At 61.2% G+C, this 25948-nt stretch carries 19 protein-coding genes; 11 read left to right on the forward strand and 8 right to left on the reverse strand.

The window, feature by feature from the left end:
• Position 1 precedes the first annotated feature (1 nt).
• Positions 2–1633: an NAD+ synthase gene (locus AC13EY_RS13480; protein WP_285676758.1), complete on the reverse strand. Its 1632-nt coding sequence runs from the start codon at positions 1631–1633 to the stop codon at positions 2–4.
• 128 nt (positions 1634–1761) lie between these two features.
• On the opposite strand from AC13EY_RS13480, the gene AC13EY_RS13485 reads away from it, so the two are divergent.
• From AC13EY_RS13485 to AC13EY_RS13495, 3 genes are read left to right on the forward strand one after another with little or no spacing between them, the layout of a single operon-like run.
• Entirely contained in the window at positions 1762–2004 is a 243-nt protein-coding gene (locus tag AC13EY_RS13485; protein ID WP_482877385.1) for a PP0621 family protein, read from the forward strand.
• On the forward strand, positions 1985–3577 hold the full coding sequence (locus AC13EY_RS13490; protein ID WP_482877387.1) for an ATP-binding protein: 1593 nt from the start codon (positions 1985–1987) through the stop codon (positions 3575–3577). Before AC13EY_RS13485 ends, AC13EY_RS13490 begins: the two co-directional genes overlap by 20 nt.
• A gap of 38 nt (positions 3578–3615) precedes the next feature.
• On the forward strand, positions 3616–4959 hold the full coding sequence (locus AC13EY_RS13495) for a sigma-54-dependent transcriptional regulator (protein WP_482877493.1): 1344 nt from the start codon (positions 3616–3618) through the stop codon (positions 4957–4959).
• Positions 4960–4974: 15 nt separating this feature from the next.
• Here the strand turns inward: AC13EY_RS13495 and thiO are convergent, their stop codons facing one another.
• The gene (gene thiO, locus AC13EY_RS13500; protein WP_482877389.1) at positions 4975–6069 is read right to left on the reverse strand and encodes a glycine oxidase ThiO; all 1095 of its coding nucleotides are present in this window, start codon (positions 6067–6069) and stop codon (positions 4975–4977) included.
• 473 nt (positions 6070–6542) lie between these two features.
• Here thiO and mqo point away from each other — a divergent pair, with 473 nt between their 5' ends.
• Entirely contained in the window at positions 6543–8024 is a 1482-nt protein-coding gene (gene mqo, locus AC13EY_RS13505) for a malate dehydrogenase (quinone) (protein ID WP_482877391.1), read from the forward strand.
• Here the strand turns inward: mqo and AC13EY_RS13510 are convergent.
• The 5 genes from AC13EY_RS13510 to AC13EY_RS13530 form a co-directional block, all read right to left on the reverse strand.
• Complete coding sequence (locus tag AC13EY_RS13510; RefSeq protein ID WP_482877393.1) at positions 8021–9082, reverse strand: M48 family metallopeptidase; 1062 nt, start codon at positions 9080–9082, stop codon at positions 8021–8023. The two genes, mqo and AC13EY_RS13510, sit on opposite strands and share 4 nt — an antisense overlap.
• A complete protein-coding gene (locus AC13EY_RS13515; RefSeq protein WP_338213307.1) occupies positions 9060–10391 on the reverse strand; it encodes a YjgN family protein in 1332 nt (443 codons plus the stop codon). The genes AC13EY_RS13510 and AC13EY_RS13515 overlap by 23 nt, the downstream gene beginning before the upstream one ends.
• A gap of 118 nt (positions 10392–10509) precedes the next feature.
• A complete protein-coding gene (locus AC13EY_RS13520) occupies positions 10510–11268 on the reverse strand; it encodes a substrate-binding periplasmic protein (RefSeq protein ID WP_474121261.1) in 759 nt (252 codons plus the stop codon).
• A gap of 131 nt (positions 11269–11399) precedes the next feature.
• Positions 11400–12653, reverse strand: coding sequence for a serine hydroxymethyltransferase (gene glyA / locus AC13EY_RS13525; RefSeq protein ID WP_335598745.1), 1254 nt, complete (start codon positions 12651–12653; stop codon positions 11400–11402).
• 105 nt (positions 12654–12758) lie between these two features.
• The gene (locus tag AC13EY_RS13530; RefSeq protein ID WP_482877396.1) at positions 12759–16634 is read right to left on the reverse strand and encodes a sensor domain-containing protein; all 3876 of its coding nucleotides are present in this window, start codon (positions 16632–16634) and stop codon (positions 12759–12761) included.
• Between the two features lie 175 nt (positions 16635–16809).
• Between AC13EY_RS13530 and ettA the strand changes: the two genes are divergently transcribed.
• The 3 genes from ettA to AC13EY_RS13545 all read left to right on the forward strand — a co-directional run bounded on the left by ettA (position 16810) and on the right by AC13EY_RS13545 (position 20425).
• Complete coding sequence (ettA, locus tag AC13EY_RS13535) at positions 16810–18474, forward strand: energy-dependent translational throttle protein EttA (RefSeq protein ID WP_233049115.1); 1665 nt, start codon at positions 16810–16812, stop codon at positions 18472–18474.
• Positions 18475–18673: 199 nt separating this feature from the next.
• Positions 18674–20011, forward strand: coding sequence for an NADP-specific glutamate dehydrogenase (gene gdhA, locus AC13EY_RS13540; RefSeq protein WP_482877398.1), 1338 nt, complete (start codon positions 18674–18676; stop codon positions 20009–20011).
• 57 nt (positions 20012–20068) lie between these two features.
• Complete coding sequence (locus AC13EY_RS13545) at positions 20069–20425, forward strand: PilZ domain-containing protein (RefSeq protein WP_228245838.1); 357 nt, start codon at positions 20069–20071, stop codon at positions 20423–20425.
• Positions 20426–20580: 155 nt separating this feature from the next.
• Here AC13EY_RS13545 and radA read toward each other — a convergent pair whose 3' ends face one another.
• Positions 20581–21951 carry a DNA repair protein RadA gene (gene radA, locus AC13EY_RS13550; RefSeq protein ID WP_088277791.1) on the reverse strand — a complete coding sequence of 457 codons (1371 nt, stop codon included), beginning with the start codon at positions 21949–21951 and terminating at the stop codon, positions 20581–20583.
• Between the two features lie 98 nt (positions 21952–22049).
• On the opposite strand from radA, the gene AC13EY_RS13555 reads away from it, so the two are divergent.
• The 4 genes from AC13EY_RS13555 (at position 22050) to AC13EY_RS13570 (ending at position 25947) form a co-directional block, all read left to right on the forward strand.
• Entirely contained in the window at positions 22050–22820 is a 771-nt protein-coding gene (locus AC13EY_RS13555; protein ID WP_474121259.1) for an EAL domain-containing protein, read from the forward strand.
• Positions 22813–24264, forward strand: a complete 1452-nt coding sequence (gene pap / locus AC13EY_RS13560; protein WP_482877401.1) for a polyphosphate:AMP phosphotransferase — start codon at positions 22813–22815, stop codon at positions 24262–24264. Before AC13EY_RS13555 ends, pap begins: the two co-directional genes overlap by 8 nt.
• 68 nt (positions 24265–24332) lie before the next feature.
• Positions 24333–24743, forward strand: a complete 411-nt coding sequence (gene mscL / locus AC13EY_RS13565) for a large-conductance mechanosensitive channel protein MscL (RefSeq protein ID WP_482877402.1) — start codon at positions 24333–24335, stop codon at positions 24741–24743.
• 79 nt (positions 24744–24822) lie between these two features.
• Complete coding sequence (locus AC13EY_RS13570; protein ID WP_482877404.1) at positions 24823–25947, forward strand: methyltransferase; 1125 nt, start codon at positions 24823–24825, stop codon at positions 25945–25947.
• Position 25948: the final 1 nt, after the last annotated feature.

Genomic DNA, 25948 nt, shown 5'->3' on the forward strand with positions numbered 1-25948 from the left:
GCTAGTCCTCCATCGCCCATCCTGACGTAATCGGATAACGGCGATCACGGCCGAAGCCGCGCTGGGTGATACGCGCACCGACAGCCGCCTGGCGGCGTTTGTATTCGTTCAGATCGACCAGTCGCACCACGCGCTTGACCTGATCCTCGTCGAAGCCGGCGGCGATGATGGCACTGGCAGACAGGTCGTGTTCAATATACAGACGCAGAATCTCGTCCAGCACCGGATATGGCGGCAACGAGTCTTCATCTTTCTGATCAGGTGCCAGTTCGGCAGACGGCGGACGATCGATTACCCGTTGCGGGATAACCGCGCCCAGCGTATTGCGGTATTCGGCCAGGCGGAACACCAGCGTCTTGGGCACGTCCTTGAGCACATCAAAGCCACCTGCCATATCGCCATACAGCGTGGCATAGCCGACCGCCATCTCACTCTTGTTGCCGGTGGTCAGTACCAGCGAACCGGTCTTGTTCGACAGTGCCATCAGCAACGTGCCGCGACAGCGAGCCTGCAGGTTTTCTTCCGTGGTGTCGCGCGGCAGCCCTGCAAACACCGGCTCCAGCGTCTGCATAAACGCCTCGACCATCGGCGCAATCGGCAGCACGCGGTAGGTTACGTGCATGGCATGTGCCTGCGCCTCGGCATCCTCCAGACTCATGCCGGAGGTGTAGTGATACGGCATCATTACCGCCTCTACCCGCTCGGCGCCGAGCGCGTCGACGGCAACCGCCAGCGTCAGGGCCGAGTCGATACCACCGGACAGCCCAAGGACCACACCCTTGAAGCCGTTCTTGTTGACGTAATCACGCACCCCGGTAACCAGCGCCTGATATACACTGGCTTCCAGCTCCGGCATGGCCGCCAGCGCGCCCTGACGCAACCGCACCTGGCTGTCGTCGAACTGCACATCAACCGGATACAGCCCCTCGCAGAAGGGAGAAACCCGGCAGGCGATCTGACCATCGCTGTCCACCGCTACAGAGCCGCCATCAAACACCAGCTCGTCCTGGCCGCCGACCTGGTTCACATAGATGATCGGCATTGATCCTTCGGCGGCGCGCTCGGCCAGCATGGCTTCGCGTTCACGCTGCTTGTCCATGTGAAAGGGCGAGGCGTTGAGGTTGAGCATCAACCGGGCTCCGGCGTCACGGGCTTGAGCCATGGGCTGAGGATGCCAGATATCCTCGCAGACGCTAAGGGCGACCGGCAGACCGTCAATCTCGAGGCAGCACGGCTCGGAACCCTCGGCAAAATAGCGCTTCTCGTCGAATACCCGATAGTTCGGCAGGTGCTGCTTTGCGTATGACGCCAGGATGCGGCCATCGGCAATGACCGCAGCCATGTTGTAGCAGAGGTCATCCTGCTGCCAGGGATAACCGACTACGACATAAATGCCCTGAACCTGCTCGCACAACTGATCCAGCGCCCGGCTGATGCGCGCCTGCATGCTGGAGCGCAGCAGCAGATCCTCGGGCGGGTAGCCGCACAGCGACAATTCCGGGAATACGATGACCCGGGCACCCAGCTCGTCACGGGCATGTCTGGACGACTCGATAATTCGCTCCAGATTGCCCGGGATGTCGCCCACCCGCATGTTCAGCTGGGCCATCACGATGCGCAAGGTTGCCGTCATGTTGTTTCTCCTGAGTCAAGATGCGCCTATTGTCCGGCAAGCGCCTGTGCCCCGCAATCGCAAGATGGTTTTGGCAGGCTGTGGCCTTGGGATACACTGAAACACCCTGCACGGAACACAGCGACACCATGGGACTGATCAAACTGATAATTCTGGCCGCGCTGGTATGGGTAGCCCTGCGTTTCTGGCGCGCGATGCAGCAGCAGCAGCGCAACACGGAAAACCCCGCCTCACAGCGGCCGCAAACCGATGCACCGGTGATGGTCCGCTGTGCGCAGTGCCAGGTGCACCTGCCCGAGTCACGCGCGTTGCGCGCCGGCGACCAATGGTACTGCTGCGCGGAACACCGAGATGAACACGACAACCGCTGAGCGGATCGACTCCCAGCGCCCTCGCATCCTGCGACTGTACAATCTGTATCGGGTCATTCTCGGCTTCGGCCTGACCCTGCTGACCAGCTCGTCGCTGCGCGAGGGCGTGCTGTCCCTGAGCAACCCCGAGGTCTACGCTCAGGCCAGCTGGATCTACCTGTTCATCAACGTGCTGATCGCGCTGTCACTGCACAAGGGCCGACGGGATATTCACCTGTTCGTGCTGGCAGTGCTGGATATCACCCTGCTCGGCATCATCTTCTACGCCGCTGGAGGCATAGGCAGCGGCTTCGGCAACCTGCTGATCATTCCGGTCGCAATCGGCAACGTGCTGCTGCATGGCCGTATCGGACTGCTGCTGCCGGCAATGTCCAGCCTGGTGCTGATCTATCTGACGTTTTTCCTCAGCCTGACCCATCCCTACATCGGCCAGAACTACCTGCAGGCCGGCGTGCTGGGCGCGATCTATTTTGCCGTCGCCCTGTTCGTGCAGCGCGTCACCCGCCGGCTGTACCTGTCGGAAATTCTGGCCCGCGAGCAGGCCGCCAGTCTGGCCAGCCTGGAACAACTCAATCAGTTGATCATTCAGCGCATGCGCACCGGGATTATGGTGGTCAGCGCCGACAATCGAATTCTGACCAGCAACGAGGCCTGTTCGCAGATGCTCGACCGCGACGTACCCCAGGGGGAGCGGCTGGATAGGATCGCGCCAGAGCTGGAGCAGCGACTGCGTCAGTGGCAGCGCAACCCCTCGGTCAGGGCGCGCTCATTCCACAGTTTCAATGGCAGTACCGAGCTGATGGCCAACTTCAAACACCTCGGCAGCCAGACCGGCGACAACATTCTGGTGTTCCTGGACGACAACACCCAGGTCGCCCAACAGGCACAGCAACTGAAACTGGCCTCGCTGGGCCGCCTGACCGCCAGCATTGCCCATGAGATCCGCAATCCGCTGGGCGCAATCAGCCACGCGGCGCAACTGCTGGCCGAGTCCGAACAGTTGTCAGCTCAGGACCAGCGGTTGACAGAGATCATCCAGCAGCACTCCCAGCGCATGAACCGGGTGATTGAAACCGTGCTCGAACTCTCCCGCCGCCGCCCCAGCGAGCCGCAACTGGTCGATCTGGCGCTGTGGGTCTCCCACTTCGCCGCCGATTTTCGCAGTGCGCATCCGCCAACCGATGCGCTTGAGTGCGACATCGAGAAAGAGGGCATTCTGACCCGAATCGACCCCAACCAGATGACCCAGGTTCTCAACAACCTGTGCAATAACGCACTGCGTTACACTGGCGAGGCGGGGCAAGCCCGCACCATCCAGCTCAAGCTGTATGTACGGCCGGACACCGAACTGCCGGTGCTGGAGGTCATTGATCATGGCCCGGGGATCGCCGAAGAACACCTGGCTCACATTTTCGAGCCCTTCTATACCACCGAAGCCACCGGTACCGGCCTGGGCCTGTATATTTCCCGCGAACTGTGCGAAAGCAACCAGGCACGACTCGAGTGCGACCGGGTGCAGCTCCACGGCTGCTGCATGCGCATCACCTTCGCGCACCCGAAACGACTGGTATGATGCCCGGTAATCAAATGACAGGAGTCAAGCAGCAAGCCATGATGCAACCCACCGTGCTGATCATCGACGACGAGCCGGACATTCTCGAATTGCTGGAGCTGACCCTCGGGCGCATGTCGCTGCAAACCCGCAGCGCGAAAACCATGGGCGAAGCCTTGAACCTGCTGCAGTCTCACCACTTTGATCTGTGCCTGACGGACATGCGACTGCCTGACGGCGATGGCCTGAGCATCGTACGCCATATCCAGCAACACTTTACCAGCACCCCGGTCGCGATGATCACCGCCTATGGCAGTCTGGATACGGCGATCAGCGCACTCAAGGCCGGCGCATTTGACTTCCTGACCAAACCGGTCGATCTCGCCCGCCTGCGCGAGCTGGTCTCGACCGCACTGCGCCTGCGAGATTCGCAGACCGAACCCGGGCCCAAGGCACAGGACCCGATCCTCGGCATCTCGCCACCAATCGAGCGGCTGCGCAACCAGATCAGCAAACTGGCGCGCAGTCAGGCGCCACTGTATATCAGCGGCGAGTCCGGCAGCGGCAAGGAACTGGTCGCCCGTCGCATTCACGCGCTCAGCCCCAGAGCCGAACAGCCCTTTGTACCGGTCAACTGCGGCGCCATACCGTCCGAGTTGATGGAAAGCGAGTTTTTCGGCCACCGCAAAGGCAGCTTTTCCGGTGCAGTTGCCGACAAGCTGGGCCTGTTCCAGGCCGCCAATCACGGTACTCTGTTTCTCGACGAGGTCGCCGACCTGCCGATGGCCATGCAGGTCAAGCTGCTGCGGGCAATCCAGGAGAAGGCGGTTCGCGCAGTCGGCAGCCAGCACGAGGAAGCGGTTGACGTACGTCTGTTGTGCGCTACCCACAAGGATCTCGCCAACGAGGTAGCCCAGGGACGCTTCCGCCAGGACCTGTTCTACCGCATCAACGTGATCGAACTGCAGGTGCCACCGCTGCGGGCGCGCCGCGAGGACCTGCCGCTGCTGGTCCGCAGTATCCTCAGCCGCCTGGCCGAGCGCGCCAACCGTCCCGCGCCCGCGGTCACCGAGGCCGGTATGGAACGGCTGCTCAATTACCGCTTCCCGGGCAACGTACGCGAGCTGGAAAATGCGCTGGAGCGGGCCTTCACCCTGTGCGAAGGCCAGCAGATCGACGCCAATGACCTGTGGCTCAGCGCCTGCCCAAGTGCGGCCCAGGATGACACTCCCGATTTCAGTCAGATCGACCATCTGGAGGATTATCTGGACAACATCGAGCGCCAGGCGATCACCCAGGCACTGGAAGAGACCCGCTGGAACAAGACCGCCGCCGCCAAGCGGCTGGGTCTCACCTTTCGCTCCCTGCGCTACCGCCTGAAGAAGCTGGGCCTGGACGACTGAGCCATCAGCGGCCCGTCAGTTCAGGCGCGTATCCGGCAGATAGGGTGTCGGATCGATCTCCGGGCTGCGCTGCAACAGCAAATCGGCGAGCAGCCGACAGGATGCCGGGGCCAGTACCAGCCCATTGCGGAAATGCCCGGTGTTCAGCCACAAGCCAGGCAGCGAAGACACCGGTCCGATATAGGGCACACCATCCGGCGATCCCGGGCGCAAGCCCGCCCACTGGGCAACGGGCGACTGCTGCGCCAGATCAGGCAGCAATGCCTGCGCACTGGCCCGCAGCGATGCGAGCGCCTCGTCGGTGGTGCGCTTGTCGTAACCTTTGTACTCCAGCGTGCTGCCGATCAGAATATGACCGTCACGACGGGGAATCGCATAGCGCCCCCTGGCCATGACAATCGACGGCAGCCAGCCCGGCGTCATCCTGTACAGCAGCATCTGGCCCTTGACCGGTTCAACCGGCAGCGTGAGCCCTGCCTGCTGCAACCAGTCGCCGCTCCAGGCGCCGGCGCACAGCACAACAGCGGCCGCCTCAATCCGCCCAACCGGGCACTGCACCCCAACCACCGCGTCGCCATCACGCAGCAACGATTCCACCGCGCAGTGCTCGTGCAGGGTGAAGGCGTCAAACTGCAGCAAACGGGCACGAAGCGCCTGCATCAGGCGCGGATTGCGAACGTTCGCCAGATCAGCCTGCCAAAGCGCACCAGCAAACCCCGGGGCGAGCTGCGGCACCTGCCGGTAGACGAAGTCGGCATCCACTGCACGCAGCGGCTTGCCATGGGCCACCGCCCAGTCCAGCGCCTGATCCTGTTCATCGTGATCAAGCCACAACAGGCCGCAGGTGTGCACTTGCGGATCCCGCTCGGTCTGTTCCAGCAGCGAGGTTGCCAGCTGCGGGTAATATCCCTGTGACCACTCGGCCAACGCACTGACCTCATCGCAGTAGCGCCAGGGGTACAGTGGCGACACGATACCGCCGCCTGCCCAGGACGCTTCACGTCCCAACTCGCCGCGCTCCAGCAGCGTCACACGACATCCCGCCTGCAACAACTCGAGCGCACTCAGACACCCCATTACTCCGCCACCGACCAGCACTACCTCACGCATCCACTTCCCCCTGACCCGCCTTGCCGCACTCAGCTATCGCTATTGATCGTCTACCGCGAGTACCGCCATCGCGGCGCCGGGAAGACTAACGCACAATCGACCTGTTTTAGACCAAAGTCGGCCAAAAAAGCCGTTATAAAGGCGGCATAAGCCGAATCATGTGCCTGTCCCCGCCTGACAGAAACCGGTATGATACGCCTTCTCTGAACTACTCCAATGGCCGATCACCGTCAGACCATTGAGCCCCGGCAGGCAATTCCACACGAAGCGCCGCCGCTTTCCATCAGCCAACCACTGATACCCACGTACCGGGGCGTTCGGAGCAGACAGCACACACTGCTTGCCGCGCTCTCGACACAGCCAAAAGCGACCGTCGGGATCAAGCCCGTTTGCTAGCCGCCCCGACATTGGCCAGTATGATCACTGGAGAGCTCAAGAGGCTCCTTGATTTTTACCAAAGAGGCGACATGTAAATGACAGCAACGAACGTAGATGTATTGCTGGTCGGTGGTGGTGTCATGAGCGCTACGCTGGGAATGTTGCTCAAACAGTTGGATCCCGCCATGACCATTACCCTGGTCGAGCGTCTGGACCATGTGGCTCACGAAAGCACCGACGGCTGGAACAATGCCGGCACCGGCCACGCCGGCTACTGTGAGCTGAACTACACTCCCGAAGACCAGAATGGCAATGTCGCAATCGAACGCGCCCTGGCCATCAATGCATCCTTCGAAGTAACCCTGCAATTCTGGAGCTACCTGGTAGAACAGGGCATCATTCAGAACCCGTCAGACTTCATCAACGCCACCGCCCATCAGAGTTTTGTCTGGGGTGAAAAAGACGTTGCCTTCCTGCGCAAGCGCCATGAACTGCTGAGCCAGCATCACCTGTTCGCCGAGATGCAATACAGCGAATCAGCAGACCAGCTGCGCGAATGGATGCCGCTGGTCATGTCCAGCCGCGACACCAGCCAGCCGATTGCCGCCACCCGCGTTGATCATGGTTCCGATGTCGATTTCGGATCGCTGACTCGCCGGATGATTGCGCACCTTCAGCAACAGGACGGATTCGAACTGCGTCTGAGCCACTCGGTAAAGAGCCTGCGCAAGAGCAAGCGCGGTTACTGGCGCGTGGTTGTCGAAGACGAAAAGTCTGGCAAGGACATCGAATTCAACGCCAATTTCGTATTCCTCGGTGCCGGTGGCGGTTCACTGCCGCTGCTGCAAAAGTCGAATATCGACGAAAGCCAGGGTTACGGCGGCTTCCCGGTCAGCGGCCAATGGCTGGTCTGCCAGGATCAGGACGTGGTCAAGCGCCACAGCTCCAAGGTCTACGGCAAGGCTCCGGTCGGCGCCCCGCCGATGTCGGTCCCCCATCTGGACACCCGTATCATCAACGGCCAACCTGCCCTGCTGTTCGGCCCGTTCGCCGGCTTCACCACCAAGTTCCTGAAGAAAGGTTCGATTTTCGACCTGTTCTCCTCGGTCAAGCCGTACAACGTGGCGCCCATGATGGCGGTTGGCCGGGACAACATGGACCTGACCAAGTATCTGATCGCGGAGTCATTCCAGTCGCACAAGGATCGCGTTGCCTCACTGCGCAACTTCTTCCCTGACGCACAGGAGAAGAACTGGAAACTGCAAAACGCAGGCATGCGCGTGCAGATCATCAAGAAGGACGCCAAAGGCCACGGCAAGCTCGAGTTCGGTACCGAGATCGTCGCTGCCAAGGACGGCTCCCTGGCAGCGCTGCTGGGCGCCTCCCCTGGAGCATCGACTGCCGTCCAGGCGATGATCGATGTCATCGAGCGCTGCTTCAAGGACCGTATCGCCAGCCCAGAGTGGCAGGCGCGCATGAAAACCCTGGTGCCATCCTATGGCCAGTCCCTGGTCAAGGATGCAGACCTGCTCAAACAGGTCCGTCAGCGTACCCTGAGCACACTCAAGCTGGTCTAGTACCCGGTTTGAAAGCGCTCGATACGCTCTGGCGTAGCTGGATGGGTTGAGAGAAAGCCGCTCAGCTCATCCAGTTCGCCCTCCTCCCCGGAGGGCGGATCCAGACGCAACATGATATCGGCAAAGCGCTGTGGCGATATCTGCTGATCCTGCAGAAACGCCAAGGCAAACTCGTCGGCTTCCTCTTCCATGCCCCTCTGATAGCTGAGCGTCGCCAACAGCGCAGGCACCCCGGTGACCAGATCCGACGCGGCCGACACATCGCCAGTCAGCGACACCATGACAAAGACCAGCAACGAGCCCTGCACCAGGTTACGCATGCTGTGCCGGTGCACCGCGTGCCCAGCCTCATGCGCCAGTACCGCGATCAGTTCCTCGTCATGCTGCGCCAGCTCGATCATATCGTCGGTGAACACCAGATTGCCGCCCGGCAGCGCAAAGGCATTGGCGCCCAGCGCCTCGCTGGCGCGAAAGTGCACGTTCAGGCGATGATCCGGATGACGCTGCTGCAGGACCAGAAGCGCAGGTTGCATTACCTGCAACAGTGCCTGCTGCCGCTCCTCGCTCAGCGTGCTGGGCGATGTCCAGAGTCTATCCATGGTATCCAGCCCCTCCTGGCCGGCTCGCTGCTCCAGTGCCACCGGCAGCTGGTACGCCAGCTCCCTGGATAACCAGGGCACACCCCATACGACGCCGCCCACCAGCATGGCCAGCACAACCACCAGGGACACCAGAACCAGCGGAATATTCAGTTCCAGCTGTCGCAGCCAGACTGTACCGCCATCAGCCGCCTTCAATCCCGCAGCGATAGCCTGCAACCCGGCCACATCGGCCGATTCCAGCGCAGCGCGCTCGCCCAGGTGCAGATAGCTTTTGGCGCTGCCCACCTGCATGCCGAGTCTGACCTGCGCGGCGGCGAAGTGCTCCACCCGGCCATCGTCCAGTTCCAGCCGCAGCTGGTTCCCCTGCAGACGGGCAATCGCGGCGCAAGCGCCGCTCGACTCGCCATCGAAAAAGTGCCCGCTGACCCCGGCATTAACCGAAGGAGAAACCGACATCGAAGGCGTCCCCCAACTCCATACCAACGGCACCTGCGCGTTGGGCTTCACCTGCAACAAAGCCATTCAGATCGCCGGCAATGTCCATCTGCGTGCAGCTGGCCCGGTAGCGCGCCATACGCACCTTGGCCCAGGCGGTGTAGAACCCCATGGTCAGGGCAATCAGCAAAGAGTTGGTAACAAAGATCCAGACCATGCGGCGCTTGCCCAGCGTAGAAACGAATCCGTGCTCACCAAGTCGGGTCGCATTGGTCACCAGATTGGTCACGCCGGCCATCATGTAACCGAATAGCGCAAGGTACGCGAGCACAACCCCAATAATGCCCAGCGCGGAGTGAGCCATCGAAGCCAGCCCACCGAGCAAGGCAAAACCAATAAACACCAGAACCATGCGCAGGAAGAACAGATAGGTTTCACCCACCGTCAACGACAACTGGAACGGGCTGCTGCCAAACCGGGTATTGTCCACCAGGAAGCGATACCAGCGTTGGGCCGACAACGGCAACAGCAGGCCCAGGCTCAGAATGCCCACCAGCGGCCACAGGTAGATCACCTGCACGGCTTGCCAGTAGGAGCCGGTAAAGTCGAATCGGATATTGCGATAGGCGCTGTTAATCGCATGAAACTTGAGTGATCGGGTGATAATCCAGGGAATAAGCGGCAGAAACAGCAACAGCAAGCCAACGGCCACGATGGGGAAGAAATTCGAGGCAACCGTCCAAAGGATTACCGCAACCAGCGCGACCAGACGCCCGCGAAAAATCACCCAGGGGTCAGCCAGATACTGAAAGCTGCTCCCCTCCAATACGGTATGACCGTAAAAATACTGCAGGTTGCGAACCTTCGCCCAGGGCGCGTAGAAGCCGAGCGTCACTATCAGCAGGAGGATATTGACGATCCACACACCGAAGTACTCACCACCACTGCCGGTAAATTGCAGCTGCGACAGCCGTTTTGCCGGCGATGCCGCCGCCACTGGCGGCGGCAGTGTCGTGTCACCAATCACCGGCTCGCGGCGTGCATCCGCACCCGGGGACGCACTCGATGCGGCTCCATTGGGCGCAACTGGCGAACCGGCGCCCTCCTCGGCAACGATTTCGGTGATCAGCCCAGCGTCGTGCAAACGCTGGCGGTAGCGCTCGGCCAGAGATGCCGTCAGGCCGGACTTGATGGTTACCGTGCGCCCCGCCAGCAGCATGTCGACCTGCTGCCTGCCGAACCCCAGGCGCAGAAGGTTCTGCTCCAGTTCGGGCGTTTCGACCTCGCCGGTCTGCCGGCCCCTGAACACAACCTTGAACAATTCGTGCATATCGGCCCTTCCCTGTCTGAAAATTCCCTAACTTACTGCCGGCATCTGCCCGACGTTGCCAGGCGCCGCCGCCATTCAAACAACTACCGACAACCTGCGCAAGTGGCAAGCTGTCAACCTAGCGCCGGGTCACATCCATCACAACGCCTTCTGCAACCAGCGATTCAAACGCCCGGTCCAGTTCACGGACAACCGCTATGGCATCCGGCCTGCTGCGCGATACAAACAGCCGCATGGGGGGCTCATCCACAAGGATATGGGGAAGCGGCTGCATATCCAGTTCAGCCATGGCCGATACCGCCTGCCCCCGGTAATCGAGCAAATAATCTCCCCGACCACGCAATAACATCCGTATGGCACCCACATGGGAGCTGCTGGAACGCTGATCGATTTGCCAGCGCGGGTCCTGCAACACCCGCAAGATCGGCAAACTGTAGTTGTAGTTGGTAATCAGGATAAGCGCCTTGCCCTGCAGACTGTCAGGCCAGTGGGGCACCGGCTCGTCGGCGCGGTAGTAAAGATGAATCGGCAATGCTCCGAAGCTGGACTCGCTCTGCACGACGTAGGCCTCAAGACCGACCTGATTATTGACCCCAAGCCAGACATCAACCTCGCCCGACACCAGCCCCCGGCGGACCCTTGCAATGGGCAGCAGATTAATCTGGTAGGCGTATCCGGCCCGCTTGAACAGTTGCTCCAGCACATCAGCGGTAGGGCCTACCACCCGGCCGTGCTGGTCGTAGTCGGAATAGCCCGGATAGGGTAGCAGTACCACCTTCAGCGGCCGCTCCAACGGTGCCGCATACCCGCCTTGCGCAGACAGCGCCAGCAACCCGAAACAGCAATACGCCGCCAGCATTCTTATAATTTTTTTCACGCCATCCTCTGCTGCCCGAGTCATCGTGCCGGACACCAACTGCCAGTTGAGTCAGGCATCAGAATGCCATGATCTGCAGACAAAAAAAAACCCGCGCCGATTGGCGCGGGTTTTCATGTCACTGCTCGAACTCAGGCGCCATAAACCGGCAAGCGGGCACATACGGCCTTGACCTGCTCGCGCACCCGATCAATCACGGACTCATCACCCATGTTGTCGAGAATGTCGCAGATCCAGCCAGCCAGCGCTTCGCAATCAGCCTCAACGAAGCCGCGGGTAGTGACCGCCGGCGTACCGATGCGCAGGCCGGAGGTTACGAACGGCGAACGCGGATCGTTCGGCACGCTGTTCTTGTTGACGGTGATGTACGCGCGGCCCAATGCGGCATCTGCGTCCTTACCGGTAATGTCCTGCTTGATCAGCGACAGCAGGAACAGATGGTTCTGAGTGCCACCGGATACGACGTCGAAGCCGCGCTCAACGAACACCTTGGCCATCGCCTGGGCATTCTTTACGACCTGCTGCTGGTAAGCCTTGAATTCAGGCTGCAGCGCTTCCTTGAAGCAAATCGCCTTGGCCGCAATAACGTGCTCCAACGGACCACCCTGCGCACCCGGGAATACCGCGGAGTTCAGTTTCTTTTCGATTTCTTCGTTGGCACGGGCCAGGATCAGACCACCACGCGGACCACGCAGGGTCTTGTGGGTAGTGGTGGTGACCACGTCCGCGAACGGAACCGGGTTCGGGTAGACGCCTGCAGCAACCAGACCGGCAACGTGGGCCATATCAACAAACAGGTAAGCCCCGACCTTGTCAGCGATCGCACGGAAGCGGGCAAAATCCAGCACTTGGGAATAGGCGCTGAAACCGGCCACGATCATCTTCGGCTTGTGCTCAACGGCCAGACGCTCGACTTCGTCGTAGTCGATCAGACCCTGGTCATTGATGCCGTACTGAACGGCATTGTAGAGCTTGCCGGAGGAGGAGACCGAAGCACCGTGGGTCAGGTGACCGCCGTGCGCCAGGCTCATGCCGAGGATGGTGTCACCAGCCTGCAGCAGCGCCAGGTAAACCGCCGCGTTGGCCTGGGAACCGGCGTGCGGCTGAACGTTGGCGTAATCGGCACCGAACAGCTCCTTGGCACGGTCAATGGCCAGCTGCTCAACGACATCGACATACTCGCAACCACCGTAGTAGCGCTTGCCCGGGTAGCCTTCGGCGTACTTGTTGGTCAGGACGGACCCCTGCGCCTGCATGACCGCCGGACTGGTGTAGTTCTCCGAGGCAATCAGCTCGATGTGCTCTTCCTGACGTACCGCTTCCTGCTCCATGGCAGCCCAGAGATCGGCATCGAATGTGGCAATATCGTTGGAACGGCTAAACATGTAACGGCCCCCTGCTAGGTCGTTCTGATGAAAAAAGAAGCCGCATTTTAGCGCAAGCGGCACCGGCTGGCACTTGAAAAGCGTTCAGGCACCGACAAAAAGCATTCATGCACCCGACTGCAGCCAGCGCCGCTCGAACTCCTGCGCCGCCACAGGCCGCCCCAGATGGTAGCCCTGCACCTCGTCACAACCGAAGCTGCTGACCAGTTGGTACTGCTCCTCGGTCTCAATCCCTTCGGCGATGACCCGCAACTGCAGACTGCGGCCCATGGCAACAATCGCCTGGGCCAGCAGGGCGTCACGGCTGCCGGGGTGCATTGTCTGTATGAAGCCCCGGTCAATCTTCAGCGTATCAATCGGAAAGTCGCGCAGGTAATTGAGCGCCGAGTAGCCGGTACCGAAGTCATCAATGGCGATCTGCATACCACGCTGCTTGAACTCCTCAAGCGTACGCATGGTTTCATCGATGTTGCGCAGCAGGATACTCTCGGTCAGCTCCAGCTCCAGCGCTTCAGGCGCCAGATTGTAGTGCTCCAGCACGCTGGCGATCTGAACGGACAGCGCACCGTCATCAAACTGCATGGCCGACAGGTTGACGGCCAGACGCGGCAGATACAGGCCCCGGTCCCGCCAGTCGGCAACCTGACGACAGGCTTCATTGAGCACCCATTCACCAAGCGTGCGGATCAGACCCAGCTCCTCGGCAATAGGGATGAACTCTGCAGGCGACACCACACCACGCTCGGGATGGCGCCAGCGCAGCAAAGCCTCGGCACCGGTCAGCTGTCCGCTGTGACAACTGAACTGCGGCTGATAGTCCAACTCGAACGCCTGGTCCTGCACCGCACGGCGCAGGTCATTTTCCAGTGCCAACCGCTCCAGCGCCTTGGCATTCATGCCGCTCTGATAGAACTGGAACGTTGCCTTGCCCGCTCCCTTGGCGTGATACATGGCAGTGTCAGCGTTTTTCAGCAACACACTGCTTTCCGCTCCGTCCTGCGGGTACAGTGCGATACCGATACTGGCAGACACAAAGAAGTCACGCCCCTGCAGCACCACTGCACCCGCCAGCGCATGAAGCACCTTCTCCGCCACATGCATCGCCGTCGACAGCGCCACATCACGATCCGCCAGACCCGACAACAGCATGGTGAACTCATCGCCACCCATCCGGGCCACGGTGTCGCTCTCGCGAACGCAGGCACACAGCCGCTGCGCCACCTCCTTGAGGACATGGTCACCCGCGGCATGGCCGAGACTGTCGTTGATCGGCTTGAAGCGATCGAGATCCAGAAACAGCACCGCAACCCATTCGTCCCTGCGGGCAGCCAGTTGCAAGGCAGCCTTGAGACGATCCTGGAACAGCGTTCGATTGGCCAGCCCGGTCAGCACGTCGTAGTAGGCCAGGCTTTGGATCCGTTCCTCCGATGCCTTGCGCTCGCTGATATCAACAAAAAAGCAGACATAACTGACCAGATCACCGTCGTTATCATGCACCGCGGTTATTCCGGCCCAGCTTGGATAGACCTCGCCGGAACGACGACGCAGCCAGACTTCTCCCTCCCAGTGCCCCTGCTGGTGAACTGCGTCAACGATCGCCCGGTAAAACGCCGGTTCATGCGCCTGGGAGGTCAGAATCGCCGGCAACTGGTCGATCACCTCGTCGGCATCGAATCCGGTAATACGGGAGAAGTTTTCGTTGACCTGAACGATATAGCCGGCAGGGTCGGTGACCACGATACCGCCGGTGGTGTTCTCGAATACCGTGGCAGCCATCCGCAAGCGGTTTTCGGTACGACGCTGTTCGCTCACATCCCGCGCCAGTCCCAGCAGACCGAGGAACCGCCCCTGGGCTGACCACATCAGGGTAATACGTACTTCAAGCGGACACTTGCGGCCGTCCGCCTTGATACCGTCAAACGTGATCTGACGCTGATACCCCTGCTCGCGCAATGCGGCGGCGCGCTCGGGTACGTGCACCTGATCCCGCAGCTCGGCGCGAATCTGTTCCAGGAACTCGACAAAGCGCTGGTCCGCAAGGCTCTCGACGTAGGACTTGCTGAGCATGAATTTCGGGCTGTACCCTAGCAGCCGCTTGACCGACGGGCTGATGTAGTCGGTGCGAAAATCGCTGTTGGTCGACCAGACAATGTCGCTGATGCTCTCGGTCAGCTGCCGGTAGCGCGCCTCGGAGCGCTGGACCTCTTCACTGGCCAGCGTCTGTTCATGAATGTCGCGGACAAACCCGATGACCTGCACCACCCTCCCGTCAGGGCCGCGCTTGAACACCTTCGAACGGATACTGAACCAGCGCCAGCCAGCGTCACGGTGGCGCCAGCGCACCCGCCATTCAAGGATCTGCTCGTCACCCAATGCCAGTTGCAGGCGACGGTTGATCTGCATGTATTCAAGATCATCGGGGTGCAGCAGCCGATTACGGTAATCGGCTCCCATCGAGGCCTCTTCCTCAGCGCTGTAGCCCAGCATCTCGGCCAATGTCCGATTACTGAACAGAAAATCGCCGGCGCCCATCCACTTGGTATCACGAATATAAATCAGGTCAGGCACGGAACGCACAACCTCGGCCCAGAACTCGCGGCTTTGGCGCAGGGCCAGCTCCGTGGCTCGGCGCTGACTCAGATCGGTGACGCTCATGGGAACGGCATGCAGCGCTTCGGCACTCTCCGGCAGACGCATCACCACCCATACATACAGGGTGCTGCCGTCGGGCAGACGCAGCGGCGTCTCTACTTCGAAACGCTCGTCACCGTTGATCAATGCCAGTAACAGCCGGTAGCGCCCTCCGCCCGTGCGCAGGTGGCGTTCCCCCCGGAACAACCGCTCGATCGCAGCCACATTGGGTAGCCCCAGCAGCGCCAGCGCAACCTGGTTGGCTTCAAGAAAGTGAATACGTTCCAGCAGCTCCCCGTGCCGCTCGGGGTTTTCCAGCAACCAGCGATCGAGCTGCTCGGGGTTGAAGATACCTTCACGCAACAGCGCCTGTTTGATATCCACCAGGTCGACCAGGCACAGGGCCATGTCAACGCCCTGAAAAATATCGCGATAGCGTCGTTCGGTGTCCAGCAGACTGCGGATGGAGCGATCCTGGTCAGCCTGCATGCGTCGATTGGCATGCGCCTGGCGCCCCATGAACCAGAGCGCTGCCACCAGAACCAGCAGGCAACCGCTGAACAGCAGCGCCTTGCCCAGCAACAGCGGCGCCAGCTGCTGAGCGTAATAATGCGGCTCGACCAGTCCGCGGACCTGCCAGAGTGTGCCTGGCACCGGGGCACTGACCACAACACGCGCGCGCTCTTCAGCCGTCATGGACGTGCCACCGAGAAACGCCAGCCTGTCCTGCTGCTGCCTGGCCAGTACCTGCCCCTGCCCGGTATCTTCCAGCAGCCAGCGATAGCCCTGCCCGCTGCGCGCCGACACCAGCGCCGAGAGCACGCGCTCGTCCAGCCGCAATACCCAGTAACGATTATCCTGCCTGCTGTTCAGCGTCCAGAACAGCAGGTTGTGCGCCGCATCCGATACCAAAGCGAAGGGTTCGCCGCCTATCTGCAGCTGACGTACACTCTGCGCCCAGGGTTCACGGCTGTCTTCCGGGCCGGCATCGGTGTCAATGCGCTGCACACCGTAGACCCCGGGCAGCAACACCTGCGCCGCCACAGCAACATCCCCGAGCGGCTTGCCGTCGAGGCTATCGAGCAGCGCGATCAGAGCGTGCGAGGTTTTAGCGAGGTTGAGCTCCATCTGGTCGGCGGTCAGCCAGACCGCTTCTTCCACAAGCGTCTGATGCTGACGCTTGAGCACTTTAAAGTCGACGTAGGATTGCCAGCCGAGCAGCGCCATAAGGAGGCCGCTGGCGACCGCAAACATCGCGATACCCAGACGGTTGACTGCGGGCTGGGTGCCAACCCGACTTTGAGCCTGAGCGCGCGGCTCGGCTGACCACGTTTTCTTATTGTTATTCAAGGCATATCACTTGTCGGTTCGCGGCCTGAAAAAGGGGCTGACGCCACCGGCTACGGGCACCGGGTGCGGTGCAAACGGTTTGCCCTGGCAAGCCAGTTGGGCTAGCCTTGCCCCCACAATTCGCCTCCCTGGCGAAGACCTTTCCGTACACTCCCATTCAACAGGTTCTGCCAATATGGCTCAATATGTTTATAGCATGCATCGGGTCGGTAAAGTCGTCCCCCCGAAGCGTCAGATTCTGAAGGATATCTCATTGTCCTTTTTCCCCGGCGCCAAGATTGGCGTTCTGGGTCTCAACGGTGCAGGTAAATCCACGCTGCTGCGGATCATGGCCGGTGTCGATACCGAGATCGAGGGCGAAGCACGCCCCATGCCGGGCATCAAGGTTGGCTACCTGCCGCAGGAACCCGAGCTGGACAACGACAAGACCGTACGCGAGATCGTCGAGGAAGCCGTCAGCGAAATCAAGAATGCCCAGGCCCGGCTGGACGAAGTATATGCCGCCTACGCCGAGCCCGATGCCGACTTTGACGCATTGGCTGCCGAACAGGGCAAACTGGAGGCCATTCTGCAGGCCGCCGACGGCCACAACCTTGAGCGCCAGCTGGAAGTCGCCGCCGATGCGCTGCGCCTGCCGGCCTGGGACGCAAAGATCGAGCACCTGTCCGGTGGCGAGAAGCGCCGCGTAGCACTCTGCCGCCTGCTATTGTCGGCGCCCGACATGCTGCTGCTGGACGAGCCGACCAACCACCTGGATGCCGACTCCGTCGCCTGGCTGGAGCAGTTCCTGCACAACTTCCCGGGCACCGTGGTTGCGATTACCCACGACCGTTACTTCCTCGACAACGTTGCAGGGTGGATTCTCGAACTGGACCGTGGCCAGGGCATCCCCTTCGAAGGCAACTACTCGCAGTGGCTGGAATCCAAGGCTGCCCGCCTGGCAACCGAAGCCAAGCAGGAGGCCTCCCACGCCAAGGCCATGAAAGCCGAGCTGGAGTGGGTCCGTCAGGGCGCCAAGGGCCGTCAGGCCAAATCCAAGGCTCGCCTGCAGCGCTTCGAGGAACTGCAATCGCAGGAATTCCAGAAACGCAGCGAAACCAACGAGATCTACATCCCGGCTGGCCCGCGCCTGGGTGACAAGGTCATCGAGTTCAACGGCGTCACCAAGGGCTTTGGTGATCGCGTGCTGATCGACAACCTGAGCTTCAGTGTCCCCAAGGGAGCCATTGTGGGTGTCATCGGCGGTAACGGTGCCGGTAAGTCGACCCTGTTCCGCATGATCACCGGCAAGGAACAGCCGGACAGTGGCACTATCGAGATCGGTGAAACCGTCCAGATTGCCAGCGTCGACCAGAGCCGTGACAACCTCGACGGTAACAAGACCGTATGGGAGCAGGTGTCCGATGGGTTCGACCTGATCAAGGTCGGCAACTACGAGATGCCGTCGCGTGGTTACGTCGGCCGCTTCAACTTCAAGGGCTCCGACCAGCAGAAGTTCGTCAAGGACCTCTCCGGTGGTGAGCGTGGCCGCCTGCATCTGGCGCTGACCCTCAAGCAGGGCGCCAACGTACTGCTGCTCGACGAACCGTCCAACGACCTCGACGTGGAAACCCTGCGCGCGCTGGAAGAAGCGCTGCTGGACTTCCCCGGCTCGGCCATCGTGATCTCGCACGATCGCTGGTTCCTGGACCGTATCGCCACCCATATCCTGGCGTACGAGGACGACTCGCAAGTAACCTTCTTCGAGGGCAACTACACCGAGTACGAAGCCGATCGCAAGAAGCGTCTGGGCGAAGCCGCTACGCAGCCGCACCGCGTTCGCTACAAAAAGCTCGCCTGAGCTTCCCCTGCGGCGCGGCCACACCATCCGGTGTGGCCGCGCTGTTGCGGATCCTGCCTCGCCACCCGCTCGGGATATGGCGCACCAAAATAAAACACTGTCGTGCACGCTATTTTACAATCGCACCATTCCTGTGCAGTTCGCAGTCTGGTAGGTTTACGTCCTTTCGTCCTAAACGTATAGAAAAGTGACTCCAGACATGACCTACACCCTGGCTGCCTGCCTAACCGAACTGACCCTGCGCGACCCCCATCAGCCAGAATTCCACCAAGCTGCCGAAGAGGTGCTCAGCAGCCTCTGGCCCTTCCTGGAAGCCAACCCGAAATACCTGCGTGCAGGCATCATCGAACGTCTGATCGAGCCCGAGCGCGTCATCCAGTTTCGCGTCTGCTGGGTCGACGACCGGGGTAACGTGCAGGTCAACCGCGGTTTCCGTGTGCAGATGAACAGCGCCATTGGTCCGTACAAGGGTGGCCTGCGCTTTCACCCGTCGGTGAATCTTGGCGTGCTGAAATTCCTCGCCTTCGAGCAGGTTTTCAAGAATGCGCTGACCAGCCTGCCGATGGGCGGCGGCAAAGGCGGCTCCGACTTCGATCCCAAGGGCAAGAGTGACGGCGAGATCATGCGCTTCTGCCAGGCCTTCATGACCGAGCTGTCGCGCCATATTGGTGCAGACCTGGATATCCCCGCCGGCGACATCGGCGTCGGTGCGCGTGAAATTGGCTACATGTACGGCCAATACAAACGCCTGCGCAACGAATTCACCTCCGTTTTGACCGGCAAGGGCATCAGCTATGGCGGCAGTCTGATCCGTCCCGAAGCGACCGGTTACGGCTGCGTCTACTTTGCCGAGCAGATGCTCAAGCAGCGCAATGACAGCTTCGAGGGCAAACGGGTTGCCATCTCCGGCTCCGGAAACGTCGCCCAGTACGCAGCGCAGAAGGTGCTGGAGCTGGGCGCAAAGGTGATCTCGGTCTCCGACTCCGGCGGCACCCTGTACTACCCGGACGGCATGACCCAGGCACAGTGGGACACGCTGATGACGCTGAAGAACGAGCAGCGCGGGCGACTGGAGTCGCTGCACGGCGACGGCTGTGAATTTATCGCTGGCCAGCGCCCGTGGCATCTGCCCTGCGACATTGCCCTGCCCTGCGCAACCCAGAACGAACTGGATGCAGACGACGCCCGTCATCTGATCGAGAACGGCTGCATCGCTGTCGCCGAGGGCGCCAACATGCCGAGCACTCTGGAGGCCGTCGACCTGCTCCAGGAGCATCGCATCCTGTTTGCCCCGGGCAAGGCTGCCAACGCCGGCGGTGTGGCGGTAAGCGGCCTGGAAATGAGCCAGAACGCCATGCGCCTGCACTGGACTGCCGGCGAGGTCGACGAGAAGCTGCATTGCATCATGCAATCCATTCACGCCGCCTGTGAACGTTATGGCAGAGATGAAGACGGCCACATCAATTACGTCAAGGGCGCCAACATCGCCGGCTTCGTCAAGGTCGCCGACGCAATGCTCGCTCAAGGCGTGGTGTAAGCAGTAAAAAGCGCTATAGTGTGGGCATCGATGACCAATACACCCGGGAGCCATCGGATGCACGATGACAGACGGCGTTTCAGCCGCATTCCGTTCGATGCCCACACCCTGCTGCAGCAGGACGACTGGTGCGTGGCAGTTCAGTTGATCGACATATCCCTGCGTGGCCTGCTGGTCATGCAGCCTGATCAGTGGGACACGACACGCGCCAAAGCCCCTTTCGTTGCCATTATCGATCTGTCCGAAGGCAGCCAGATCCGCATGGAAGTCTCACTGGCTCACGCCGAAGAAGGACTGCTCGGCTTTCAGTGTGAGCACATCGACCTCGACTCCATCAGCCACCTGCGCCGCCTGGTCGCCCTCAACCTGGGCGATGCAGCGTTGCTGGAACGAGAGCTGGCGGCTTTGCTTTAGGCGGCGCCAAGCGCCGCAGCGGCAAGCCTCAAGCCTCAAGCTGAGAGTGCCTCCCAACTCCCTCCCCAGCGACTAGCCCCGGGAGTTTCGCTTTTCGCTTTTCGCTTGTAGCTTGTAGCTTGCAGCTTGCAGCTGTAGCAGCGGCTACGCCGCTGCTACTCAAATATCGCCGCCAGCGCCTGATCCAACCGGGTCACAGCAATCACCTGCATTCCTTTGGGCGCTTCCTTGGGCGCGTTGGCCTTGGGTACGATGGCGCGGGTAAAGCCATGCTTGGCGGCTTCCTTCAGGCGCTCCTGCCCGCTCGGCACCGGGCGAATCTCACCTGACAGCCCCAGCTCACCAAATACCATCAGATCCATCGGCAGCGGCCGGTTGCGCAGACTGGACATGACCGCCGCCAGCAGCGCCAGATCGGCTGCCGTTTCCAGTACCTTGACCCCGCCGACGACGTTGACGAAGACATCCTGGTCATAGGTCGCAACGCCGCCATGGCGGTGCAACACGGCCAGCAGCATCGCCAACCGGTTCTGATCCAGCCCCAGCGTGACCCGGCGCGGATTGCCCAGATGGCTGGTATCCACCAGCGCCTGCACCTCCACCAGCATCGGGCGCGAGCCTTCCCAGGTGGCCATCACCACGCTGCCCGGAATCGGCGCGTCGTAACGTGAGAGGAAAATCGCAGAGGGGTTGGCCACTTCCTTAAGACCCTTGTCGGTCATGGCAAACACACCCAGTTCATTGACCGCGCCAAAACGGTTCTTCACCGCCCGCAGCATGCGGTAACGACCATCAGCCTCACCCTCGAAATACAGCACCGTGTCCACCATGTGCTCAAGCACCCGCGGCCCGGCCAGCGAGCCTTCCTTGGTAACGTGGCCGACCAGAAAAATTGCCGTGCCACTCTGCTTGGCGTATCGCACCAGCAAGGCCGCGCTCTCGCGCACCTGGGCAACACCGCCCGGGGCCGACTGCAACTGCTCGGTGAAGATGGTCTGGATCGAGTCAACCACCATCACCCGGGGCTGTTCCTGCCGCGCCGTCGCAACAATGCTTTCGATACAGGTTTCGGTCATCACCTTGAGCTGATCTTCCGGCAGACCAAGCCGGCGGGCGCGCATCGCCACCTGCTGCTGGGACTCCTCACCCGTTACATACAGCGCGGGCATGCCTTGCGCCAGGCGACAGAGGGTCTGCAGCAGAATGGTCGATTTGCCGATCCCGGGATCGCCGCCGATCAGCACCACCGACCCGGCGACCAGGCCGCCACCCAGCACCCGATCAAGCTCGGACGAGCCGCTGGGCTGCCGCGGCATTTCTTCTGTAGTGACCTCTGCCAGCGTCTTGACTGACGCCTGCTGCCCTGTCCAGTTGCTGCTGCGTGAGGGGCTGCCACCGGTAGGCGTGGTGTCCACCACGGTCTCCACCATGCTGTTCCACGCCTGGCATTCCGGGCATTGGCCCGCCCACTTGGAAAAGGTGGCACCGCATTCGGTGCAGCCGTAAATACGTTTCTGTTTGGCCATCTTGCTTTATCCGGGTCGAGGCACCATGAAGCGCCGCTTGATATCAGAGGAACATTATCCTCTATACTGACCGCCTAAAGGCGTAAGGATCCAACAGAATGACTACCGAGCCACAATCACCGCCGCCCTGTCGAGCCTGCATCGACCGTCCTGCGCTGGACTTTGACTTCAGCATGGCGTTTCAGCCGATCGTCGATGTGCGTACCCGCCAGCTCTTTGCCTGCGAGGCGCTGGTACGAGGCACCGACGGAACCGGCGCGGCCGGCATTCTGTCCAAGGTCACCACCGACAATCGTTATCAGTTTGACCAGTCCTGCCGCGTCAAGGCAGTGGAGCTGGCTGCCCGGCTGAACATCCCCTGCTTTGTCAGCATCAATTTCCTGCCCAACGCGGTGTATCAGGCGGCGACCTGCATTCGCGCTACCCTGGAAGCGGCAAAGCGCTTCAACTTCCCGGTGGAGCGGCTGATTTTTGAAATTACCGAGAACGAGCAGATGGTCGACAAGGATCATCTCAAAAGCATCATTACCGAGTACAAGCGCCAGGGCTTCAAAACCGCCATCGACGATTTCGGTGCAGGCTATTCGGGACTGAATCTGCTGGCCGAGTTCCAGCCGGACATCATCAAGCTGGACATGGCGCTGATCCGTGATATCGACAAGGACGTGGTAAAGCAGGCGATCGTACGCGGCATCCTTGGGGTCTGCGCCGCCCTGAGCATCGAAGTCATCGCCGAAGGGGTCGAAACCGAAGCCGAGCTGGCATTCCTGCGCGAACAGAATGTCCATCTCTTTCAGGGCTATCTGCTGGCACGTCCGGCCTTCGAACAGGTACCGGACATCAATTGGTCTGCCGTCGCGCATGGGTAACAGCAAGGACGACAGCAAGCAGCGCAAGGCCGAACGCGAAGCGCTGCGCGAGGAACTGCTGGAGACCCAGTTCGAACTGCGCTCGCTGGAACACGGCTCGGTCCTGGTTCTGATCAGCGGCAACGACTTCGCGGGCAAGGCGGAGGTCATCCACAGCTTCTACGAGTGGCTGGACAATCGCTACCTCAATACCCGCGCTTTCGGGATGCCCAAAGGGGTCGACAAGCGCATGCCCCGCATGTGGCGCTATTGGCGCACCCTGCCACCGGCCGGCGAACTGGGGTTTTATCTGGGCTCCTGGTACCACCAGCCGCTGATGAAGTTGAGTCGGGGGCAAATCAGCATCAACCGCTTTACCGCACAAATGCAGGACATCCTGCATTTCGAACGCCTGCTCAATGATGAAGGCATTATCCTGGTAAAGATCTGGCTGCACCTGACCGACGATGAACGCGGGACGCGCCAGCGGGTGGAGCCCAGCCTGCTGAAACAGACCGTAGCCATGCGCGAATGGGGTGACTTCAGCGCCGCCGACTACGAGAAGGTGCGCGAGGGCGCGCGCCTGATGACCGAGCTGACCTCCACCAACGAGTCCCCCTGGATTCGGGTGCCGGCAACAGACCCTCACCTGCGCGACCAGCGCATCGGCCAGATCGTGCTGGAAGCCATGCGCCAGCGTATCAACACACCGCCGGTGCCGCGCCCGGTCTACGGCTGGCAACCCGCCCAGCGCGACTACCTCGCCCAGCTGGATTACAGCCAGAAGCTGCCAAAGGACGAGTACCAACAACAGCTGCTGCATTGGCAGAACAGACTGCGCGACCTGATGCAGCATCCGCGCTTCGCCCGTCGCAGCCTGATGCTGGTGTTCGAGGGCAGTGATGCCGCCGGCAAGGGCGGTACCATCCGCCGCATCACCCAATGCCTCGATCCGCGTATCCTGCGGGTTCACGGCACCCGCGCGCCGAGTGACGAGGAGCGCCGGATGCCCTATCTGTGGCGTTTCTGGCGACGCATACCAGCCCCGGGCAATGTCGTGGTCTTCGACCGCAGTTACTACGGCCGCGTGCTGGTCGAGCGGGTTGAAGGCTTCTGCGCCGAATCCGAATGGCAACGCGCCTATGCCGAGATCAATGATTTTGAGCAACAGCTGACCGAGAACGGTACGTTGCTGATCAAGTTCTGGCTGGCGATTACCGAGCAGGAGCAGCTCAAGCGCTTCAAGGAACGGGAAGCATCACCAGTCAAACGCTACAAGCTGACCGAGGAAGACTGGCGTAACCGCAAGCGCTGGCCCGACTACGTTGAGGCGCTCAATGACATGGTTGAGCACACGTCGACCCGCTCAGCACCGTGGCACCTGATTCCCGCTGAAGACAAGCGTCATGCCCGCATCCAGACGTTGCGCATCCTCTGCGAGGCACTTGAGGAAGCACTTGAGTAGTTGGTAAAACGTGCTTGCTTGGCTATGATCAGCTCTCGCCAAGTCGGCGCTTCTCAAGGAAATAGGCAATGAAACTACTGGATGAATTCAAGGCTTTTGCCATGCGCGGCAACGTTGTCGACATGGCCGTGGGTATTATCATCGGCGCCGCGTTTGGCAAGGTCGTTTCCTCGTTCGTCAACAACGTCGTCATGCCGCCGCTGGGTGTACTGATCGGCGGCGTCAACTTCACCGATCTGGCCATTGTTCTGAAACAGGCAGAAGGTGACGCAGCCGAGGTGGCCATCGGCTATGGAATGTTTATCCAGAGCGTCGTGGACTTCCTGATCATCGCCGCCGCGGTCTTCACTGCGGTCAAGGTAATGAACAGCCTCAAGAAAAAGGAAGAGACAGCACCCGCTGCGCCGCCGGCACCGTCGAAGGAAGAGGTACTGCTTGGCGAGATCCGCGATCTGCTGAAAGAGCAGAAACAGGGATAAGCCCCCAGCGGTGCCCGGTACCGATCCGGGCACCGCGTAATGCTATACTGCGCGGCACGCCCCACTGCCCTGGCTGACCATGCAATCCTGCGATACCCCCTACGGCTCGCTGCAGCTGCAGCGCTATCCCACCTCCCGGGAAGACACACTTCAGGCCTTCGACAACGCCGATCTCTACCTGCTGCAGCGCCTGCAGGAGGAACCCGCCGACGGCGGCCCGATTCTGGTCGTCAACGACAGCTTCGGCGCACTCGCCTGTGCACTGGCAACGGCAGGTCTGGAGACACACAGCTGGGGCGATTCATGGATGAGCTGGCGCGCCCTGCAGGGCAACCTCGCAGCCAACAATCTTGATTCGGCCAGGGTTCAATTCTTCAATAGCACCCAGACACCGGACGGCTGTTATCGCCAGGTGCTGCTGCGCATCCCCAAGAGCCTGAGCCTGTTGCAGGATCAGTTACAGCGCCTGCGCCCGCACCTCACCGGCAACGCCCTGCTGCTGGCCGGCAGCATGATCAAGCACCTGCCGCCGAGTGCCGGCGACCTTCTGGCAGCCCATATTGGTCCCTATCAGGCTTCGCTTGGCTGGAAGAAGGCCCGGCTGCTGCAGTGCAGGCACGATCCGGTATTGCAGCCTCGCGCCAGCAATCTGAGCACCCACTACCCGCTGGATGGCACCCCGCTGCTGCTAAACAATCGCCCCGGCGTGTTCTCGCGCGAGAAGCTGGATATCGGCACCCGCGTGCTGCTGCCCTGCATTCCGTCAAACCTGGGCAGCGCGCGGATAGTGGACCTGGGCTGCGGCAATGGCGCCCTCGGCCTGATGGCAGCCTGCCGCAACCCCGAGGCACAGCTCACGTTTATCGACGAGTCCTGGGCAGCGGTGGCATCAGCGCAGGACAACTTCGCAGCAGCCTTCCCCGGCCGCAGCGCCCGGTTCATCGTCAGCGACGGGCTGAGTGAAGCCGAGCCAGGGTCCGCCGATCTTGTTCTGTGCAACCCGCCGTTCCACCAGCAGCAGGTGGTGGGTGATCAAATCGCCCGCCGACTGTTTGACCAAAGCCGCAAGGCGCTCGCACATGGCGGCGAGCTGTTGGTGGTCGGCAATCGCCACCTGGGCTACCACCAGACCCTCAGGCGCTACTTCACCAAGGTCGAACAGCGCGCCGCTGCACCCAAGTTCGTAGTGCTGGCAGCCAGCTGAC

The sequence above is a fragment of the Halopseudomonas sp. L-58 genome, assembly GCF_056859475.1.

Bases quoted from the DNA above. Each gene is read 5' to 3' on its own strand.
- AC13EY_RS13490 (WP_482877387.1), top strand. From the start codon at position 1,985: ATGAACACGACAACCGCTGAGCGGATCGACTCCCAGCGCCCTCGCATC.
- AC13EY_RS13570 (WP_482877404.1), top strand. From the start codon at position 24,823: ATGCAATCCTGCGATACCCCCTACGGCTCGCTGCAGCTGCAGCGCTAT.
- AC13EY_RS13510 (WP_482877393.1), bottom strand. From the start codon at position 9,082: ATGTCGGTTTCTCCTTCGGTTAATGCCGGGGTCAGCGGGCACTTTTTC.
- AC13EY_RS13545 (WP_228245838.1), top strand. From the start codon at position 20,069: ATGCACGATGACAGACGGCGTTTCAGCCGCATTCCGTTCGATGCCCAC.
- radA (WP_088277791.1), bottom strand. From the start codon at position 21,951: ATGGCCAAACAGAAACGTATTTACGGCTGCACCGAATGCGGTGCCACC.
- AC13EY_RS13485 (WP_482877385.1), top strand. From the start codon at position 1,762: ATGGGACTGATCAAACTGATAATTCTGGCCGCGCTGGTATGGGTAGCC.
- glyA (WP_335598745.1), bottom strand. From the start codon at position 12,653: ATGTTTAGCCGTTCCAACGATATTGCCACATTCGATGCCGATCTCTGG.
- AC13EY_RS13555 (WP_474121259.1), top strand. From the start codon at position 22,050: ATGACTACCGAGCCACAATCACCGCCGCCCTGTCGAGCCTGCATCGAC.
- mqo (WP_482877391.1), top strand. From the start codon at position 6,543: ATGACAGCAACGAACGTAGATGTATTGCTGGTCGGTGGTGGTGTCATG.
- thiO (WP_482877389.1), bottom strand. From the start codon at position 6,069: ATGCGTGAGGTAGTGCTGGTCGGTGGCGGAGTAATGGGGTGTCTGAGT.
- ettA (WP_233049115.1), top strand. From the start codon at position 16,810: ATGGCTCAATATGTTTATAGCATGCATCGGGTCGGTAAAGTCGTCCCC.
- gdhA (WP_482877398.1), top strand. From the start codon at position 18,674: ATGACCTACACCCTGGCTGCCTGCCTAACCGAACTGACCCTGCGCGAC.
- pap (WP_482877401.1), top strand. From the start codon at position 22,813: ATGGGTAACAGCAAGGACGACAGCAAGCAGCGCAAGGCCGAACGCGAA.
- mscL (WP_482877402.1), top strand. From the start codon at position 24,333: ATGAAACTACTGGATGAATTCAAGGCTTTTGCCATGCGCGGCAACGTT.
- AC13EY_RS13495 (WP_482877493.1), top strand. From the start codon at position 3,616: ATGATGCAACCCACCGTGCTGATCATCGACGACGAGCCGGACATTCTC.
- AC13EY_RS13480 (WP_285676758.1), bottom strand. From the start codon at position 1,633: ATGACGGCAACCTTGCGCATCGTGATGGCCCAGCTGAACATGCGGGTG.
- AC13EY_RS13515 (WP_338213307.1), bottom strand. From the start codon at position 10,391: ATGCACGAATTGTTCAAGGTTGTGTTCAGGGGCCGGCAGACCGGCGAG.